The sequence below is a fragment of the Pseudomonas sp. E1BtOHC1 genome (assembly GCF_058744285.1).
In genome coordinates this window covers 805,425-820,606 of record NZ_CP196023.1, presented here as the reverse complement: position 1 = coordinate 820,606, position 15,182 = coordinate 805,425, and the positions used below count along the sequence as shown (strand labels likewise).

The 15,182-nt window shown below is 61.8% G+C and carries 17 protein-coding genes; 7 read left to right on the top strand and 10 right to left on the bottom strand.

Translation table 11 applies throughout. The features are described 5' to 3' along the window. The first annotated feature begins 21 nt into the window (after window positions 1-21). Entirely contained in the window at window positions 22-1,395 is a 1,374-nt protein-coding gene (gene trkA / locus ACSSVC_RS03845; RefSeq protein WP_011058408.1) for a Trk system potassium transporter TrkA, read from the top strand. Between the two features lie 30 nt (window positions 1,396-1,425). Then, window positions 1,426-1,746: a tetratricopeptide repeat protein gene (locus ACSSVC_RS03840; RefSeq protein ID WP_167365710.1), complete on the top strand. Its 321-nt coding sequence runs from the start codon at window positions 1,426-1,428 to the stop codon at window positions 1,744-1,746. A gap of 17 nt (window positions 1,747-1,763) precedes the next feature. On the opposite strand, the gene ACSSVC_RS03835 is transcribed toward ACSSVC_RS03840, so the two are convergent. From ACSSVC_RS03835 to tag, 3 genes are all read right to left on the bottom strand, one after another. Further along, window positions 1,764-2,003: a PilZ domain-containing protein gene (locus tag ACSSVC_RS03835; RefSeq protein WP_346634699.1), complete on the bottom strand. Its 240-nt coding sequence runs from the start codon at window positions 2,001-2,003 to the stop codon at window positions 1,764-1,766. A gap of 72 nt (window positions 2,004-2,075) precedes the next feature. After that, window positions 2,076-2,963, bottom strand: coding sequence for a lysophospholipid acyltransferase (locus ACSSVC_RS03830; RefSeq protein ID WP_123723722.1), 888 nt, complete (start codon window positions 2,961-2,963; stop codon window positions 2,076-2,078). Window positions 2,964-3,005: 42 nt separating this feature from the next. Continuing rightward, on the bottom strand, window positions 3,006-3,569 hold the full coding sequence (gene tag, locus ACSSVC_RS03825; RefSeq protein ID WP_123723721.1) for a DNA-3-methyladenine glycosylase I: 564 nt from the start codon (window positions 3,567-3,569) through the stop codon (window positions 3,006-3,008). Between the two features lie 81 nt (window positions 3,570-3,650). On the opposite strand from tag, the gene glyQ reads away from it, so the two are divergent. From glyQ to ACSSVC_RS03805, 4 genes are all read left to right on the top strand, one after another. After that, a complete protein-coding gene (gene glyQ, locus ACSSVC_RS03820; protein WP_003177094.1) occupies window positions 3,651-4,604 on the top strand; it encodes a glycine--tRNA ligase subunit alpha in 954 nt (317 codons plus the stop codon). After that, on the top strand, window positions 4,601-6,655 hold the full coding sequence (gene glyS, locus ACSSVC_RS03815) for a glycine--tRNA ligase subunit beta (RefSeq protein WP_123723720.1): 2,055 nt from the start codon (window positions 4,601-4,603) through the stop codon (window positions 6,653-6,655). Before glyQ ends, glyS begins: the two co-directional genes overlap by 4 nt. Before the next feature lie 17 nt (window positions 6,656-6,672). Next, the gene (gene gmhB / locus ACSSVC_RS03810) at window positions 6,673-7,206 is read left to right on the top strand and encodes a D-glycero-beta-D-manno-heptose 1,7-bisphosphate 7-phosphatase (RefSeq protein WP_346634700.1); all 534 of its coding nucleotides are present in this window, start codon (window positions 6,673-6,675) and stop codon (window positions 7,204-7,206) included. 82 nt (window positions 7,207-7,288) lie between these two features. Further along, window positions 7,289-8,059 (top strand): lysophospholipid acyltransferase family protein, encoded by a 771-nt coding sequence (locus ACSSVC_RS03805; RefSeq protein WP_102862434.1) that lies wholly within the window; start codon window positions 7,289-7,291, stop codon window positions 8,057-8,059. 181 nt (window positions 8,060-8,240) lie between these two features. Here the strand turns inward: ACSSVC_RS03805 and ACSSVC_RS03800 are convergent, their stop codons facing one another. The 3 genes from ACSSVC_RS03800 to ACSSVC_RS03790 form a co-directional block, all read right to left on the bottom strand. Continuing rightward, window positions 8,241-10,559 carry a CHASE2 domain-containing protein gene (locus ACSSVC_RS03800; protein ID WP_446439445.1) on the bottom strand — a complete coding sequence of 773 codons (2,319 nt, stop codon included), beginning with the start codon at window positions 10,557-10,559 and terminating at the stop codon, window positions 8,241-8,243. An 18-nt stretch (window positions 10,560-10,577) separates the two neighbouring features. Continuing rightward, on the bottom strand, window positions 10,578-11,576 hold the full coding sequence (locus ACSSVC_RS03795; protein WP_346634702.1) for a FecR family protein: 999 nt from the start codon (window positions 11,574-11,576) through the stop codon (window positions 10,578-10,580). Between the two features lie 400 nt (window positions 11,577-11,976). Beyond that, entirely contained in the window at window positions 11,977-12,267 is a 291-nt protein-coding gene (locus ACSSVC_RS03790; protein ID WP_346634703.1) for a hypothetical protein, read from the bottom strand. A gap of 231 nt (window positions 12,268-12,498) precedes the next feature. Between ACSSVC_RS03790 and ACSSVC_RS03785 the strand changes: the two genes are divergently transcribed. Further along, a complete protein-coding gene (locus ACSSVC_RS03785; RefSeq protein ID WP_446439444.1) occupies window positions 12,499-13,227 on the top strand; it encodes a response regulator transcription factor in 729 nt (242 codons plus the stop codon). 27 nt (window positions 13,228-13,254) lie between these two features. Here the strand turns inward: ACSSVC_RS03785 and ACSSVC_RS03780 are convergent, their stop codons facing one another. From ACSSVC_RS03780 to ACSSVC_RS03765, 4 genes are all read right to left on the bottom strand, one after another. Beyond that, window positions 13,255-13,575, bottom strand: a complete 321-nt coding sequence (locus ACSSVC_RS03780) for an immunity protein Imm33 domain-containing protein (protein WP_346634705.1) — start codon at window positions 13,573-13,575, stop codon at window positions 13,255-13,257. Continuing rightward, on the bottom strand, window positions 13,572-14,057 hold the full coding sequence (locus tag ACSSVC_RS03775) for a DUF4265 domain-containing protein (protein ID WP_346634706.1): 486 nt from the start codon (window positions 14,055-14,057) through the stop codon (window positions 13,572-13,574). The genes ACSSVC_RS03780 and ACSSVC_RS03775 overlap by 4 nt, the downstream gene beginning before the upstream one ends. 126 nt (window positions 14,058-14,183) lie before the next feature. Beyond that, window positions 14,184-14,660 (bottom strand): hypothetical protein, encoded by a 477-nt coding sequence (locus ACSSVC_RS03770; protein WP_404937968.1) that lies wholly within the window; start codon window positions 14,658-14,660, stop codon window positions 14,184-14,186. Window positions 14,661-14,682: 22 nt separating this feature from the next. Beyond that, window positions 14,683-15,087: an Imm1 family immunity protein gene (locus ACSSVC_RS03765; protein WP_492612002.1), complete on the bottom strand. Its 405-nt coding sequence runs from the start codon at window positions 15,085-15,087 to the stop codon at window positions 14,683-14,685. Window positions 15,088-15,182: the final 95 nt, after the last annotated feature.

Genomic DNA, 15,182 nt, shown 5'->3' with positions numbered 1-15,182 from the left:
CGGTTTTAAGGGAGTGACTGGATGAAAATCATCATCCTCGGCGCCGGGCAAGTGGGCGGCACGCTGGCGGAACACCTGGCCAGCGAAGCCAATGACATCACCGTGGTGGACACCGACGGCGAACGCCTGCGCGACCTCGGCGATCGCCTGGACATCCGCACCGTGCAGGGCCGCGCCTCATTCCCGACGGTGCTGCGCCAGGCCGGCGCCGACGACGCCGACATGCTGGTGGCGGTCACCAACAGCGACGAAACCAACATGGTCGCCTGCCAGGTTGCCCACACCCTGTTCCACACCCCGACCAAAATCGCCCGGGTACGCGAGGCCGCCTACCTGACCCGCGCCGGGCTGTTCGACAACGACGCGATCCCGGTGGACGTGCTGATCAGCCCCGAACAGGTGGTGACCAACTACATCAAGCGCCTGATCGAACATCCCGGCGCCCTGCAGGTGATCGACTTCGCCGAGGGCAAGGCGCAACTGGTGGCGGTCAAGGCCTACTACGGCGGCCCGCTGGTGGGCCAGCAATTGCGCCAGTTGCGCGAGCACATGCCCAATGTCGATACCCGAGTGGCGGCGATCTTCCGTCGCGACCGGCCGATCATGCCCAAGGGCGATACGGTGATCGAGGCCGACGACGAAGTGTTCTTCATCGCCGCCAAGGCCCACATCCGCGCGGTGATGAGCGAGATGCGCCGTCTCGAAGAGTCCTACAAACGCATCGTCATCGCCGGTGGCGGGCAGATCGGCGAGCGCCTGGCCGAGGCCATCGAAAGCCGCTATCAGGTGAAGATCATCGAGATGAACCCGGCCCGCTGCCGCTACCTGTCCGACACCCTGGACAGCACCGTGGTGCTGCAGGGCAGCGCCTCGGACCGCGATCTGCTGCTGGAAGAGAACATCGCCGACGCCGACATCTTCCTGGCGCTGACCAACGACGACGAGGCCAACATCATGTCCTCGCTGCTGGCCAAGCGCCTGGGGGCGAAGAAGGTCATGACCATCATCAACAACCCGGCCTATGTCGACCTGATCCAGGGTGGCGATATCGACATTGCCATCAGCCCGCAGCTGGCCACCATCGGCACCCTGCTGGCCCACGTGCGCCGCGGCGATATCGTCAGCGTGCACTCCCTGCGGCGCGGTGCGGCGGAAGCCATCGAGGCCATCGCCCACGGCGACGCCAAGTCGAGCAAGGTGATCGGCCGCGCCATCGAGAACATCGGCTTGCCACCAGGGACCACCATCGGCGCGATCATTCGCGATGAAGAAGTGCTGATCGCCCACGACGACACGGTGATCGAAGCCGGCGACCACGTGATCCTGTTCCTTGTGGATAAAAAACACATTCGCGACGTGGAGAAACTGTTCCACGTCGGCCTGAGCTTCTTCTGACGCGCTGCGCCAGCCAACGATGAGGAATCGCTGATGCTTGAATCGCTGGAAAAAATGCTCGCCAAGGGTGTGGATAACGCCCTGCTGCGCTTTGGTCTGGGCAAGGGCTATCTGGATCAGGCCGAGTACGCCAAGGCTGTTGAGCACCTGCAACGCTGTGTGGCCTTCGATCCCAAGTATTCAGCGGCCTGGAAGCTGCTGGGCAAGGCTTGCCAGGGGCAGGGCGACCTTCAAGGGGCGCGCCAGGCCTGGGAGCAGGGGCTGGAGGCCGCCCGCGGCCATGGCGACAAGCAGGCGGAAAAGGAAATGACCGTGTTCATCAAGAAGCTCGAGCGCCAAGCCGGGGCCTGAGCACCAGTCGCTCCTGCTCAGAGATAGCGCAGGGCGATCCCTTCCGCATCCACTTGCACCACTTCCATGCGCACCCGTGGTGCGATCACCGGCAGGCCTTGCACCTGGCCATAGACCACCGCGCCCTTGGGCAGTGTTGCCAGGGCCGGGCTTTGCACATAGACGCCGCTGGCAGACAGGTTGCGGGTCTGCCCCAGGCATTCGCCGATGCTCTCGTGGGAAATCTTGATACGGAACGACTTGCGGTGCTCGGACATCATCTGCGCCCTTGTTCTGTGTGCTGTGGATAACGCCCTACGCGAGGTTATCCACAGATCGTGCCAGCTCAGTCAGTACCAGCGCGCCTCACCCGGCGGGCGCTTCTTGAAGCGTTTCATGCTCCACATGTACTGGCTCGGGTACGCCCCGACATAGCGTTCGACCACCTTGCTCATGGCCGCACAGGAGGTTTCGGTGTCGGTGCTGTACATGTCTTCCGGGGCCGCTTCGAGGATCACCTTGTAGCCCGAACCGTCCGGCAGGCGCAGGGCGTGAAGGAAAACCCCCACCGCCTTGCCGCCGGCCAGCATGTTCGGCACGAACTTGCTGGTGAGCGCCTGGGTGGCGAAGAAGGGGACGAAGATCCCCGCGGATTCGGCCGGTTCCGGGTCGGCGGGAATGCCCACCGCACCGCCTTTGCGCACTTCCTTGATGACGCTGAGGATGCCTTCCTTGGTGGAGGCCGCCACGCGGTTGCCCAGTTGGACCCGCTGCTTGCGCAGCAACTCGTCCACCGCCTTGAGCTTGGGCGGACGATAGAAAATGATCGGTTTGCACTGGCTGCAATAGAAGTGGTTGAGCACTTCCCAGTTGCCCAGGTGGCTGGTGATGCCGACCACGCCCTTGCCCGAGGCCAGGGCATCCTTGAGTACGTCCAGGCCCTCGACCTCGCGCACCAGGGCGATGGAGCGCTCCGCCGGCCAGATCCAGGCGCAGGCGCTTTCGGTCAGGGACTTGCCGATGTCTTTCAGGCTCTGGCCCACCAGACGCTCGCGCTCGGCGGGGTCCATCTGTGGAAAACACTTGGCCAGGTTGATGCGCACTACGTCGCGGGAACGGTTGGGGGTCTTCCACATGATCCAGCCGATGGCCGCGCCGACCGCCTGCACCGCGCGCCAGGGCAGCAGGGCAAACAACCGCAGAGCACCCACCAGCAGGGCGCCTTTGAACTTATCCACAAATGACTCCTGATCTGTCGGTCATGACCTAGTCGCAGCCGGCTATTCTAACCGCGCGTTGGCGAGGATGGCGTAGCGATCACAATCCTGCGTGTGATCCATGACCATGCCCGAGGCTTGCATCAGCGCGTAGCAGATGGTCGGGCCAACGAAGGTGAAACCGGCTTTCTGCAGGCCGCGGCTCATGGCTTCGGCCTCCGGGGTCACCGCCGGGACTTCGCTGCGGTCGCGGAAATGATTGATCTTGGGCACGCCGCCGACGAAGGACCAGAGAAAGGCCACCGGGTCTTCCAGCTCCAGCCAGGCCTGGGCATTGCGCCGGGCGGCGTTGAGCTTGAGGCGGTTGCGGATGATGCCCGGGTCCTGCATCAGGTCCTCGATCTCGGCATCGCTCATCTGCGCCACGCGCTGCACATCGAAGCCAAACAGCACCTGGCGATAACGCTCGCGTTTCTTCAGTACGGTGATCCAGGACAGGCCGGCCTGGAACCCTTCGAGCAATAACAACTCGAACAGACGCTGCCCATCGCGCAGCGGCACGCCCCACTCCTGATCGTGATAAGCCATGTACAGCGGATCTTCGGAACACCAAAAGCAGCGTGGCATAAGGCTCCAGGGGGCGTGCGCAGGACTGAATCGGGTATACTCCCGCTCCTTAAATCGCAGCCCAAGTAACAGGTGAATTTCGTGAGCCAGCCTACGCCAGCCGTGCGTACCTTCCAAGACTTGATCCTCGCCCTCCAGCAATACTGGGCCGAGCAAGGTTGTGTGGTACTTCAGCCCTACGATATGGAAGTAGGCGCCGGCACTTTCCACACCGCAACCTTCCTGCGGGCCATCGGCCCGGAAACCTGGAACGCCGCTTATGTGCAGCCCAGTCGTCGCCCGACTGACGGCCGCTACGGCGAAAACCCCAACCGCCTGCAGCACTACTACCAGTTCCAGGTGGTCTTGAAACCCAACCCGGAGAACTTCCAGGAGCTGTACCTGGGTTCCCTGAAGCACGTGGGCCTGGACCCGCTGGTGCACGACATTCGCTTCGTCGAGGACAACTGGGAATCGCCGACCCTGGGCGCCTGGGGCCTGGGCTGGGAAGTCTGGCTCAACGGCATGGAAGTGACTCAGTTCACCTACTTCCAGCAAGCCGGTGGTATCGAGTGCTACCCGGTGACCGGCGAGATCACCTACGGCCTGGAACGCCTGGCCATGTACCTGCAGGGCGTGGATTCGGTGTACGACCTGGTCTGGGCCGACGGCCCGTTCGGCAAGGTCACCTATGGCGATGTGTTCCACCAGAACGAAGTGGAGCAGTCGACCTACAACTTCGAACACGCCAACGTCGAGAAGCTGTTCGAACTGTTCGATTTCTACGAAAGCGAAGCCAAGCGCCTGATCGAACTGGATCAGCCGCTGCCGTTGCCGAGCTATGAAATGGTGTTGAAGGCCTCCCATACCTTCAACCTGCTGGATGCCCGCCGTGCCATCTCGGTTACCGCGCGCCAGCAATACATTCTGCGTGTCCGCACCCTGGCGCGTTCCGTTGCGCAAGCCTACCTGCTGGCCCGTGCCAAGCTGGGCTTCCCGATGGCGACCCCGGATCTGCGTGATGAAGTGTTGGCTAAGCTGGAGGCGGCACAATGAGTGCGCAAGATTTTCTGGTTGAACTGGGCACTGAAGAACTGCCACCCAAAGCCCTGAACACCCTGGCCGAAGCCTTCCTGGCCGGCATCGAGAAAGGCCTGCAGAGCGCCGGCCTGAGCTTTCAGGCCAAGCATGTCTACGCCGCGCCACGGCGCCTGGCGGTGCTGATCACCCAGCTGGACACCCAGCAGCCGGATCGCAGCATCAACCTCGACGGCCCGCCACGCCAGGCGGCCTTCGACGCTGAAGGCAACCCGACCCAGGCAGCCCTGGGCTTTGCCAAGAAGTGCGGCGTCGAACTCAGCGAGATCGACCAGAGCGGCCCGAAACTGCGCTACAGCCAGAGCATCAAGGGCAAGCCGACCGCCAGCCTGCTGCCGACCATCGTCGAAGACTCCCTGAACGACCTGCCGATTCCCAAGCGCATGCGCTGGGCCGCGCGCAAGGAAGAGTTCGTGCGTCCGACCCAATGGCTGGTGATGCTGCTGGGTGACGACGTCATCGACTGCACCATCCTTGCCCAGAAGGCCGGCCGCGACTCCCGTGGTCACCGCTTCCACCACCCGGACAGCGTGCGCATCACTTCGCCAGCCAACTACCTCAACGACCTGCGTGCCGCCTACGTGCTGGCCGACGCCAACGAGCGCCGCGAGCTGATCAGCAAGCGCACCGCGGAACTGGCAACCCTGCAAGAAGGCACGGCGATCGTCCCGGCAGACCTGCTGGACGAAGTCACTGCTCTGGTGGAATGGCCGGTGCCGCTGGTGTGCTCGTTCGAGGAACGCTTCCTCGAAGTGCCGCAAGAAGCCCTGATCACCACCATGCAGGACAACCAGAAGTACTTCTGCCTGCTGGACGTGGACGGCAAGCTGCTGCCGCGTTTCATCACCGTGGCCAACATCGAGAGCAAGGACCCGCGCCAGATCATCGAGGGCAACGAGAAAGTCGTGCGCCCACGCCTGACCGACGCCGAGTTCTTCTTCAAGCAGGACAAGAAGCAGAAGCTCGAAGACTTCAACCTGCGCCTGCAGAACGTGGTGTTCCAGGAAAAACTCGGCAGCGTCTACGACAAGGCCGAGCGGATTTCCAAGCTGGCCGCCTTCATCGCGCCGCGCATTGGCGGCGACGCTCAGCGCGCAGCCCGTGCCGGCCTGCTGTCCAAGTGCGACCTGGCCACCGAGATGGTCGGCGAGTTCCCGGAGATGCAAGGCATCGCCGGCTACTACTACGCCCTCAATGACGGCGAGCCGGAAGATGTGGCCCTGGCCCTCAACGAGCAGTACATGCCACGTGGCGCTGGCGCCGAGCTGCCAAGCACCGTGACCGGTGCCGCCGTGGCCATCGCCGACAAGCTCGACACCCTGGTGGGGATCTTCGGCATCGGCATGCTGCCCACCGGCAGCAAGGACCCCTACGCCCTGCGTCGCGCGGCCCTGGGCGTGCTGCGTATCCTCATCGAGAAGAAGTTCGACCTCGACCTGAACGACGCCGTGGCCTTCGCCGTCAGCGCCTTCGGCAGCAAGGTCAAGGCCGCCGGCCTGGCCGACCAGGTGCTGGAGTTCATCTTCGATCGTCTGCGTGCCCGCTACGAAGACGAAGGCGTGGATGTGGCCACCTACCTGTCGGTACGTGCCCTGAAGCCGGGCTCGGCCCTGGACTTCGACCAGCGCGTGCAAGCCGTGCAGGCCTTCCGCAAGTTGCCGGAAGCCGCCGCCCTGGCCGCCGTGAACAAACGCGTGTCGAACCTGCTGAGCAAGATCGAAGGCAATGTGCCGACCACCGTCGAAGCCAAGTACTTCGACAACGCCAACGAGTTCTCCCTGTACTCGGCGATCCAGCAGGCGGACCAGGCGGTACAGCCCATGGCCGCAGCTCGTCAATACAGCGAGACCCTGGCCCGCCTGGCCGCCCTGCGCGAACCGGTGGACGCCTTCTTCGAAGCGGTGATGGTCAATGCCGAGGACGCCAAGGTGCGGGCCAACCGCTATGCGCTGCTGGCGCGTCTGCGGGGCCTGTTCCTGGGTGTGGCGGACATTTCGGTACTGAGCTGATCAGGTAAGGAACTGCTGTGAAACTGCTGATACTCGACCGTGACGGCGTGATCAATCACGACTCCGATGCCTACATCAAATCGGTGCAGGAGTGGATTCCACTCCCCGGCTCGATCGAAGCCATTGCGCAGTTGAGCAAGGCCGGCTGGACGGTGGCGATCGCCACCAACCAGTCCGGCATCGCTCGCGGCTACTACGACCTGGCCACCCTCGACGCCATGCACGCGCGCCTGCGCGAGCTAGTGGCGGAGCAGGGCGGCGAGGTCGGGCTGATCGTCTATTGCCCCCATGGCCCCGACGAAGGGTGCGCCTGCCGCAAACCGAAACCGGGCATGCTGCGAACCATTGCCGAGCATTACCAGGCAGATCTGACAGGTCTATGGTTTGTCGGTGACAGTCTCGGTGACCTGGAGGCCGCAAAAGCCGTCGACTCTCAGCCAGTATTGGTAAAGACCGGGAAAGGCGAAAAGACCCTGGGGAAAACCCTGCCGGTAGGCACCTTGATTTTTGACGACCTGGCGGCCGTTGCCGCTGAACTTATCCACAATTAGGCCCCTTCTGGCATCCTGACCAAGGACTGTTCGGGAGAGCGCTTTTTAACAGGCGGGCAAGCCCGCAATGGTAAATGCCGCTATGTCGATCCTGCAGGCCATCAGAACCTTCTTCTTTTACCTGCTGTTGGGCACCAGTTCCTTGCTGTGGTGCTCCCTGAGCTTTTTTATCGCGCCGTTCCTGCCATTCAAGGCGCGCTACCGCTTTATCAACGTCTACTGGTGTCGCTGCGCGCTGTGGCTGACCAAGGTATTTTTGAACATTCGCGTGGAAGTGAAGGGCGCTGAAAACGTCCCCGAGCGGCCATGCGTGATCGTCTCCAATCACCAGAGCACCTGGGAGACCTTCTTCCTCTCGGCCTACTTCGAGCCGCTGAGCCAGGTCCTCAAGCGTGAGTTGCTGTATGTGCCGTTCTTCGGCTGGGCCATGGCCATGCTGCGCCCCATCGCCATCGACCGGGACAACCCCAAGGCGGCCCTCAAGCAGGTGGCAAGCAAGGGCGACGAGCTGCTCAAGGACAATGTCTGGGTGCTGATCTTTCCGGAAGGCACCCGCGTGCCCTATGGCACCGTCGGCAAGTTCTCCCGCAGTGGCAGCGCCCTGGCGGTGAACGCCGACCTGCCGGTGCTGCCAGTGGCCCACAACGCCGGCAAGTTCTGGCCGAAGACCGGCTGGGCCAAGCGGCCCGGTACCATCACCGTGACCATTGGCGCCCCCATGTACGCCGAAGGCAGCGGCCCGCGAGCCATCGCCGAGCTTAACGACCGGGTAGCCGCCTGGAACGAACAGGCCCAGCGGGATATGGGCTCATTGCCACCATTGGCGACTTCCACGGATAAGATTGCTGTATGAGCTTCTGTGGATAACCTGTGTACGACTATTCGTACAACAGCTGAAATCGACGTATAAATCACTGATTTATATGTATATTTCCTAAGCTAATAAAATGTGGAAAAACGTGCATAAGTTTTACCGCTACCCAAAAAACCGGCCTTGATGCCGGTTTTTTTTCGCCTGGAATATCCCCGCGCTCTTATTCCTCCAACAAGGGCAGCTCAAGGATGAAACATGAGCCCTGGCCCACCTCGCTGCGGCAACTGATCCGCCCTTGATGCCGGTCCACCACCGCCTTGACCATGGACAGTCCCAGGCCCAGGCCATCGATGCCCTTGGCTGAGGCAAACCGCTGGTACTGACCGAATAGCAGGGGCAGGTCCTGGGCCGCAATGCCCCGGCCCTGGTCGATGATTTCGCAACGCAGCCAGCCCTCGGCACAACTCACCTGAACATTGACGGTGGAATTCGCCGGGCTGTACTTGATGGCGTTTTCCAGCAGATTGAACAGGGCCCGGGTCAGCAGCGACTGATCCGCCAGGATCATGCTCTCGCCTTCCTCATCGAGATCGTGCACCAGGTGGATATTCTTCAACTGGGCCAGGGTCGTGGCCTGGTCGAAGGCATCCAGGACCAGCATGGCAAACATGCTCGGTGCAAACTGATAGGCCTCCGACTCGGCCTTGGCCAATTGCACGAATGCCTCGGTCAGCCCCAGGGCTCGACGCACCTGTTGCTCGATCTGGCTGTAGACCTGCCTGGGCGGCGAAGGCTGGCGGCTCTGCACGTCCAGCAGCGCGAGGATCGCCGAATGGGGCGCGCGCAGATCATGGGATAGAAATCGCAGCAGTACGCCACGTTGCTGTTCGGCGTCCCGCTCGACGCTGAGGTCGGTGAAGCTCAATAACCAACCGATGGCGTTGTCACTGTCCACCGGCAACAGCGGCGCCAGTTCCATGCGCAGGCTACGTTGCTGGATGTCGCGAAACTCCAACGCCGTCAGTTGCTCAAGACTGGGATACAGCGCAGGTTCGGTCAGGCCTGGATAGCCCAGGGCGGCCAATTGCGCGATCAAGGGCTGCCCGACCAGTGAGTGGGCGAACACTTCCCGGGCATTGCGGTTGGCCAGCAGAATCTTGCCGTCCGGATCGCTGATCAGGGTCGCCACCGGCAGGTATTCCAAGCCATCGGCGATAAAGCGCCGGGTATCCCGGGTCCGGCTCAGGGCCTGTTCCAGAGCAACGATCTGCCCTTGCAGCACATCACCGACAGGGGTCTGGCTACGACGGCGCTCCGGCAACACCTTGGGCTCGCTGTCCAGGCGCTCCAGCTCCCAACCGAAATAGGCCAGGATCACGCTGAGCCGACGCCAGTTCCAGATCAGGTACGCCAGCAGCATGCCCAGCAGGCTAGCCACCGGCGACCACCAGTAGCCCAAACGCAGCATCAGCACCGATCCCAACAGGGCCAGGCCCATGCAACCCAGGGTTATCCACAAGGCGTGGCGCGGACGCCACAGCAACAATCCGAGCAAGGCTGCGGTCAGGGCCATGGACCACAGCATCCCCGACCACTGGCCCAGGGCGACGATGCTGCGATGCTGCAACAGGCCATTGAGCAGGTTGGCCTGGATCTCCACGCCCGGGGTGGTGCCCTGACTGCCGGATTGCGGGGTGACGTAACGGTCGCCCAGCCCCGGTGCGGTGGACCCCACCAGGATCAACCGGTCACGCAGCAACTCGGCCGGCACTTCGCCACGCAGCACGCTGACATAGGGCACGCTGGGAAAACCCGCCGCCTTGTCGATAAAGCCAATACGTACCGGGTTGGCTCGCAGCCAGCCCCTGGCGATCTGCGCAGTTCCGGGGCCCGGCATCAGCGGCGACAGCGGGTCGGCTTCGGTGAGCTGGTAGAGCAACCAGGTCAGCTGCGCTCGCGGCGCCTGCTGCGGACCTTCCCGCAGGTAGACACTGCGCACCGTACCGTCGGCATCCGCTTCAGCGTTGATGTGCCCCAGGCCCCGAGCACAGTGGCGCAGCACCGGCACCGGAGGGATCTCCTCCAGGTCCTGGCCGTAACGAGCGGCACCCTCGCGCAGCACCGGCAGGAACACCGTGCCGGCGCGACACAGGGCGGCGGCCAGCCGCGTGTCGTTTTCCACAGTGCTGCCGGGCTCGCTGAGGATTACATCGAACAGCACGCCTTTGACCTTGGCGTCCGTCAGCCGGTCCAGCAACTGTCCATGGATCGCCCGCGGCCAGGGCCAGCGCCCCAATTGCTGCAGGCTGTAGTCGTCGATGGTCACCAACAGAATGCGCGGGTCTACCGGCAGCGGGGTAAAGCGTCGCAGGTTGTCATAGAACAGGTTGTTCAAAGCCAGGCCGTGGCTCAGGGACAGTACAGCGGTCAGGGGCAGAAGAATCAGGCCAACCCACAACCATTCACGTACCAGGCGGCGAAACAGGCGCTGGGCCTGGGTCGGTTCACGGCCGTTGGCCCGTTGCTTCCAGAGACTCATCGACGGCCCGCCGACGGGTTATTGAACACGGGTGGTCCTGGGGTAGTAGAAGATGTCATAGACCCCGGTTTCTCCTTCCAGGCCATGCTCGTCGAATGCCGAGAGCCGTACATGATAGAAAAACGCCTTCAGGCCAGTGAAGTTCACTTCCGGGGTGCTGGAGAACTGTTCCTGCTTGATGTTCAGGAAATCCTTGTCCGTGGCCACCTGTGCCCGATAGCGACGGGCACCCGGCAAAGGTTGCAGGATCAGTTGCCAGACGGGCAGGGCGCCGGTTTGTCCGGCCTGTCCCAGCAGCCGGGGCGCGGCTAGCAGTTCCACCGGTTTGAGGTCGCCCTGCTTCTGAATGCGCAATCCCTGGCGTGCCATGACCTGGACTTCCCCCGGCAGCGGACCTGCCGGTTTATCCACAGCGCGCTTGCCGGAACGCCGAGCTGCCTTGCTCGGCGGCTCGTCTTCGCGGCTCACCGCCACCTGACCGTTGAGCACCTCCACCAGGGATTGCTGATCATCATTACGCACCCGGAAGTGCGTACCCCGTACCCCCAACACGCCTACGGGGGTCACAATCTGGAAGCGGTCGTGGTCGCTGTTGCGCTTGATCACATAGGATTCGATCTGGCCTTGTTCCAGGACCACCTGAGGAATGCTGTATTGCGTATTCAGTTGCAGGGTGACCTGGGAACTGGAGGGCAACACCACTCGCGAACCATCGCCGAGGGACAGGCTGACGAAAGCCGATGGCGAGGTTTTCACCCCTTCTTTCTCATCGATGCTCATGCCTTCTTCCAGGGCCACCTCGCGGCCCTTGGCATCCAGTTTCCAGGCGTCACCGGTCAGGTGCTCGACGGTAGCCGGCAAGGGCTGGCCACGGCATTGCTGGTTGTCATCTATATAGGGAAGGCGTTGCGGGGCGGCCTGCACGGCACTCAGTGGCAGGCTCAGGCCCACTAGCAGCAATGCGGCGCACGCCACCTGCAACCGGCCAACGGACGGAGAAGGGCAGAGGTCATTCATGAATATGCTTTGAGCCTTTGGGGAAACCACGGCGAAATCCTACGCACCATACCTGAGGCAGCGCATGGGCAGAAAGCCGGACGCTGCGGGGCGTCGCCCAAGGAGAGGGGGCGAGTCGGAACCGGGAGGGAAGAACACAGGGACAGAAGAAAGTGACACGTCCCTGTGTCGGAACCGAGGCGACAGGTCGCCCGGCCCAAAGTCCTGAGGAGGCACTCCCTGTATTCCCCTTCAACGACGCACGCAAGCGCGCGTTGTGCCGCCAGCCTGGCGGTTGACACTCCCTGTGTCGGAGCACTTCCAGGTGCCCCCGTGTGCCACTCAGCGGGAGGCAATGTAACGCTGGCCGGGAGGCTGCGACGGATTTGCAATATTTGTTCAGAATCATCGCCGTGCCCTCTTAGAAGACCCACCGCGGCGCGGGTTGCTGCTGACCCGAAGGTAGCGCTATCCGTCCTATAACCGGTTCGGCGTCCAGGGTCAGGGTCGATTCACTGCTGATGGGCAAGACTGTCGTCGGGTGGTAGCCCTCGACGCTCGGTGCCTGATAGCGAGCATTGGTCAACGAAGGCAATGCACTGGCACTTATCCCCAGATAAGCAGCCAGCATCAAGCTGAAGAGGCGCACCGGGTCGTCGCCACTGAACATTCTGACAAGCGCGACCTGGCCTTTCCTGAGCATGTTCCCCATGGTTCTTTTCCTTGCTTGTGCGAGCCGGTATCGTGCTGTTGCAGTAGCCCGCAGGCACCCGTGCTCCGGGTGCCTTACCGGCTATTTGATATCAGCGTACCGAGGGACCAGGGGCTCAAGAGCAATTCGCCACAATTGTTCAGAATCAGGCAAGGCGCCTAAACTTCCCCTCTGCCTGAAGCGCACAAGCGGCTGCTTCGGGCACTCTCGAACCATAAGGAACAGCCTCGCATGCGTGTCGCAATACTGGATGACGAACCCGCAGAACTGGCACGGGTGGAACAGACACTGCGAGAAATTCCCGGCCCGGGCGAACAGTCCTGGACCCTGCACAGTTTCGAACGGGGGGAGGACCTGTTACGCCAACTGCGGCGGGAAACCTTCGACTTGCTGATTCTCGACTGGCAAGTGCCGGACCTCAGCGGCCTGTCGTTGCTGCGCTGGACCCGGGAGCACATGGACTCGCCTCCGGCGGCCATCATGCTCACCAGCCGTGATGCCGAGAGCGATATCGTCCAGGCCCTGAACACCGGCGCCGATGACTACCTGAGCAAGCCTTTTCGTCCCAACGAACTCAAGGCCCGGGTCAATGCGGTGCTGCGCCGCCACGGCCTGCAGCGCAGCAACAGCGAGGAGGTCCTGACCTTCAATGACCTGAGTTTCGATGACGCCGAACTGACCGTCACTCGTGCCGGTGCCCCCATCAGCCTGACCGAGCGCGAATACCGCCTGGCCCGCTGCCTGTTCGCCAACCTGGGTCGCCCGCTGTCACGGGAGTACCTGTACGAGCGTTTCTGGACCCACGAGGAAATCGTCTCCTCACGGCCCCTGGATACCCACATCTACCGTCTGCGCAACAAGCTCGGACTGACCGCGGATCGTGGCTGGCAGTTGCTGACGATCTACGGCTACGGCTACCGGCTGGAAAGTGTCACGTCGCCTGACGAGCAGGGTAACTGACTGCTTGCCGTCAAAAGCGGCTTGATATCATTGCGGGTCCTGCCAGACATCTTCATAGCCGGCGCGGTCGATGATGAAACGCGTCCCGCTCGGCAGATACAGGTAATCGATCACCTCCGGCAACAGCTCGAGCAGATGCTCGGCGCACAGAGGCTGGTAGAAATCCACGGCTGTGGAATGTTCGCCGCAGTGGATAAACCAACTGACCGTGCCGTTCTCCGGCAACTCGATCCGGGTGCCATAGATGGGCGACTGCGCAAGGGAGCGGGTGGCCAGTGCAATCATCGGCTCCGGTGCCTGGGGAGCAAGGTCGTAGCGTTCACAGATAAGCTGCTGTGTTTCGTTCATTGGGCCAGCCACCAATTGAGCAAGGTCTCGTCATCGGTGTCATCGAGGTTTTTGTAGATGTTGGCGTAGTACCACTCGATGCCCGTGGTCTCGCGGAAGCGGTTGAAGAACAGGGCGATGTTGTCCATGCCGTTTCGCGCCGGCACCGACAATGTCAGATTGCCCTTATGGCGCCCGTCGAGCATGCCGCCCAATTCGCTCGCCACATCCGCCGCCAGGGCAACAATGTATTCCTCAGGGATGTGATCCGCATAAATATGGATGCAGAAGTTGCCGCCACGCTTGAGCACCACGGCGGGGGCCTGCGGGTCCTTGATCGAGATAATGTCGCCCTTGGCCAGGTTCAGCGTCAGCCCCGGTGAATAGAGAATCTCGTAACTGTCTTCATCGATCCGCCGTACATGCAGCGGCTCATAGACCGGGCCGTGGCTGTTCTGCCCCGCAACAACCCGGATCGATATTTCCTGGTTTTCATCATCCATAACAAATTTCCGAGCGATTGCTGTTTTTACCAAGGGTGAAAAGAGCCGAGTTCAGCCGCGTAGCGGGGTCAACGGCCCGACAAACACGTCTCGAAGCATGTGCTGCTGTCGAGTCTCCATCCCATCTCACAAAGGCGCCGCCATGGGCCTCACAAACTGTCCGTAAAAGAGGTTTTCCTCGAAGGAAAACATGACCTCTGCACTGCCCGGCATGACCAGGGCCGTATTCTCATCGGACGGATAGAAAAAGTCGTCCCAGCATTTTATAAAAATATCCCTGGGCACCTGTGCTGCGCAGCACCTGCCCCAGAACAGCCAGAACAGGCCTGCCTCCGGGCTTAGCCGCCGCTCGAAGAACAATGACGACTCACCGCGCTGGGCAAAATCCAGCGTGGTTTTTTCATGGCATTGAAACAGGCTGGGCAGCCCAGTGATCAGACTGGGCACAGGAATGAACCGGTCCCACAGCACCTGTGACTCTGCCTGATCAAACAGCACAACGCGCTGTTTGTCGTCAGCACTCAGACCACAATCTGCGGCATTGAACCGCCAGGCGATGGGGAAGCGTGCTTCATCGAATAGGTGGCTGCTTGTACCTGCCAAGGTCAACGTCCTTATTGTCCAGTTAGCTTTCCACTTCCCAGGCCAGATCGGGATCAGCCGAGCCGTAGGCCGAGAAATAAGCCAGGGCCTGTCTCGCTCGCTCTTTAACCACACACTGATACCGAGGGTAACTGCCGGACTGGCCGCCTGCGACCAATTCAACCCGCTGATCGTCAGGACTGTCTGCGCTGAGCAGGGTCTGCAACGATTGGTCGACGTCCTGGGCGATAAAGACCACATACTGATCGGCCGCACCGCCCCCGATATGCATCAGGGTCTCGTCGCTGAAGAAAAAAACCGTCGAGCTGAAAGCCTTTCCATCCAGGCGGTTGAGCGCGGACAGCACCTGCGTCGAATCGGGGTTCAACCACTCATGAGTGTGGCAACGATTACCGGCATGTTCATCTTCAATGATTTTCTTGAGCATTCGCCATGACTGCCTTGTCCGGATAAAAACGTAAATCGTTATGGATGAGGGATTGAACAATCTGCCAATAAAAAAGGCCAACGCAAGCGTCGGCC

What these genes read in the sequence shown, in the direction of transcription:
- ACSSVC_RS03775 (WP_346634706.1), bottom strand. Translation starts at nt 14,057, where the DNA reads ATGGATGATGAAAACCAGGAAATATCGATCCGGGTTGTTGCGGGGCAG.
- ACSSVC_RS03790 (WP_346634703.1), bottom strand. Translation starts at nt 12,267, where the DNA reads ATGGGGAACATGCTCAGGAAAGGCCAGGTCGCGCTTGTCAGAATGTTC.
- ACSSVC_RS03805 (WP_102862434.1), top strand. Translation starts at nt 7,289, where the DNA reads ATGTCGATCCTGCAGGCCATCAGAACCTTCTTCTTTTACCTGCTGTTG.
- glyS (WP_123723720.1), top strand. Translation starts at nt 4,601, where the DNA reads ATGAGTGCGCAAGATTTTCTGGTTGAACTGGGCACTGAAGAACTGCCA.
- ACSSVC_RS03765 (WP_492612002.1), bottom strand. Translation starts at nt 15,087, where the DNA reads ATGCTCAAGAAAATCATTGAAGATGAACATGCCGGTAATCGTTGCCAC.
- tag (WP_123723721.1), bottom strand. Translation starts at nt 3,569, where the DNA reads ATGCCACGCTGCTTTTGGTGTTCCGAAGATCCGCTGTACATGGCTTAT.
- ACSSVC_RS03785 (WP_446439444.1), top strand. Translation starts at nt 12,499, where the DNA reads ATGCGTGTCGCAATACTGGATGACGAACCCGCAGAACTGGCACGGGTG.
- ACSSVC_RS03780 (WP_346634705.1), bottom strand. Translation starts at nt 13,575, where the DNA reads ATGAACGAAACACAGCAGCTTATCTGTGAACGCTACGACCTTGCTCCC.
- ACSSVC_RS03795 (WP_346634702.1), bottom strand. Translation starts at nt 11,576, where the DNA reads ATGAATGACCTCTGCCCTTCTCCGTCCGTTGGCCGGTTGCAGGTGGCG.
- ACSSVC_RS03800 (WP_446439445.1), bottom strand. Translation starts at nt 10,559, where the DNA reads ATGAGTCTCTGGAAGCAACGGGCCAACGGCCGTGAACCGACCCAGGCC.
- trkA (WP_011058408.1), top strand. Translation starts at nt 22, where the DNA reads ATGAAAATCATCATCCTCGGCGCCGGGCAAGTGGGCGGCACGCTGGCG.
- ACSSVC_RS03835 (WP_346634699.1), bottom strand. Translation starts at nt 2,003, where the DNA reads ATGTCCGAGCACCGCAAGTCGTTCCGTATCAAGATTTCCCACGAGAGC.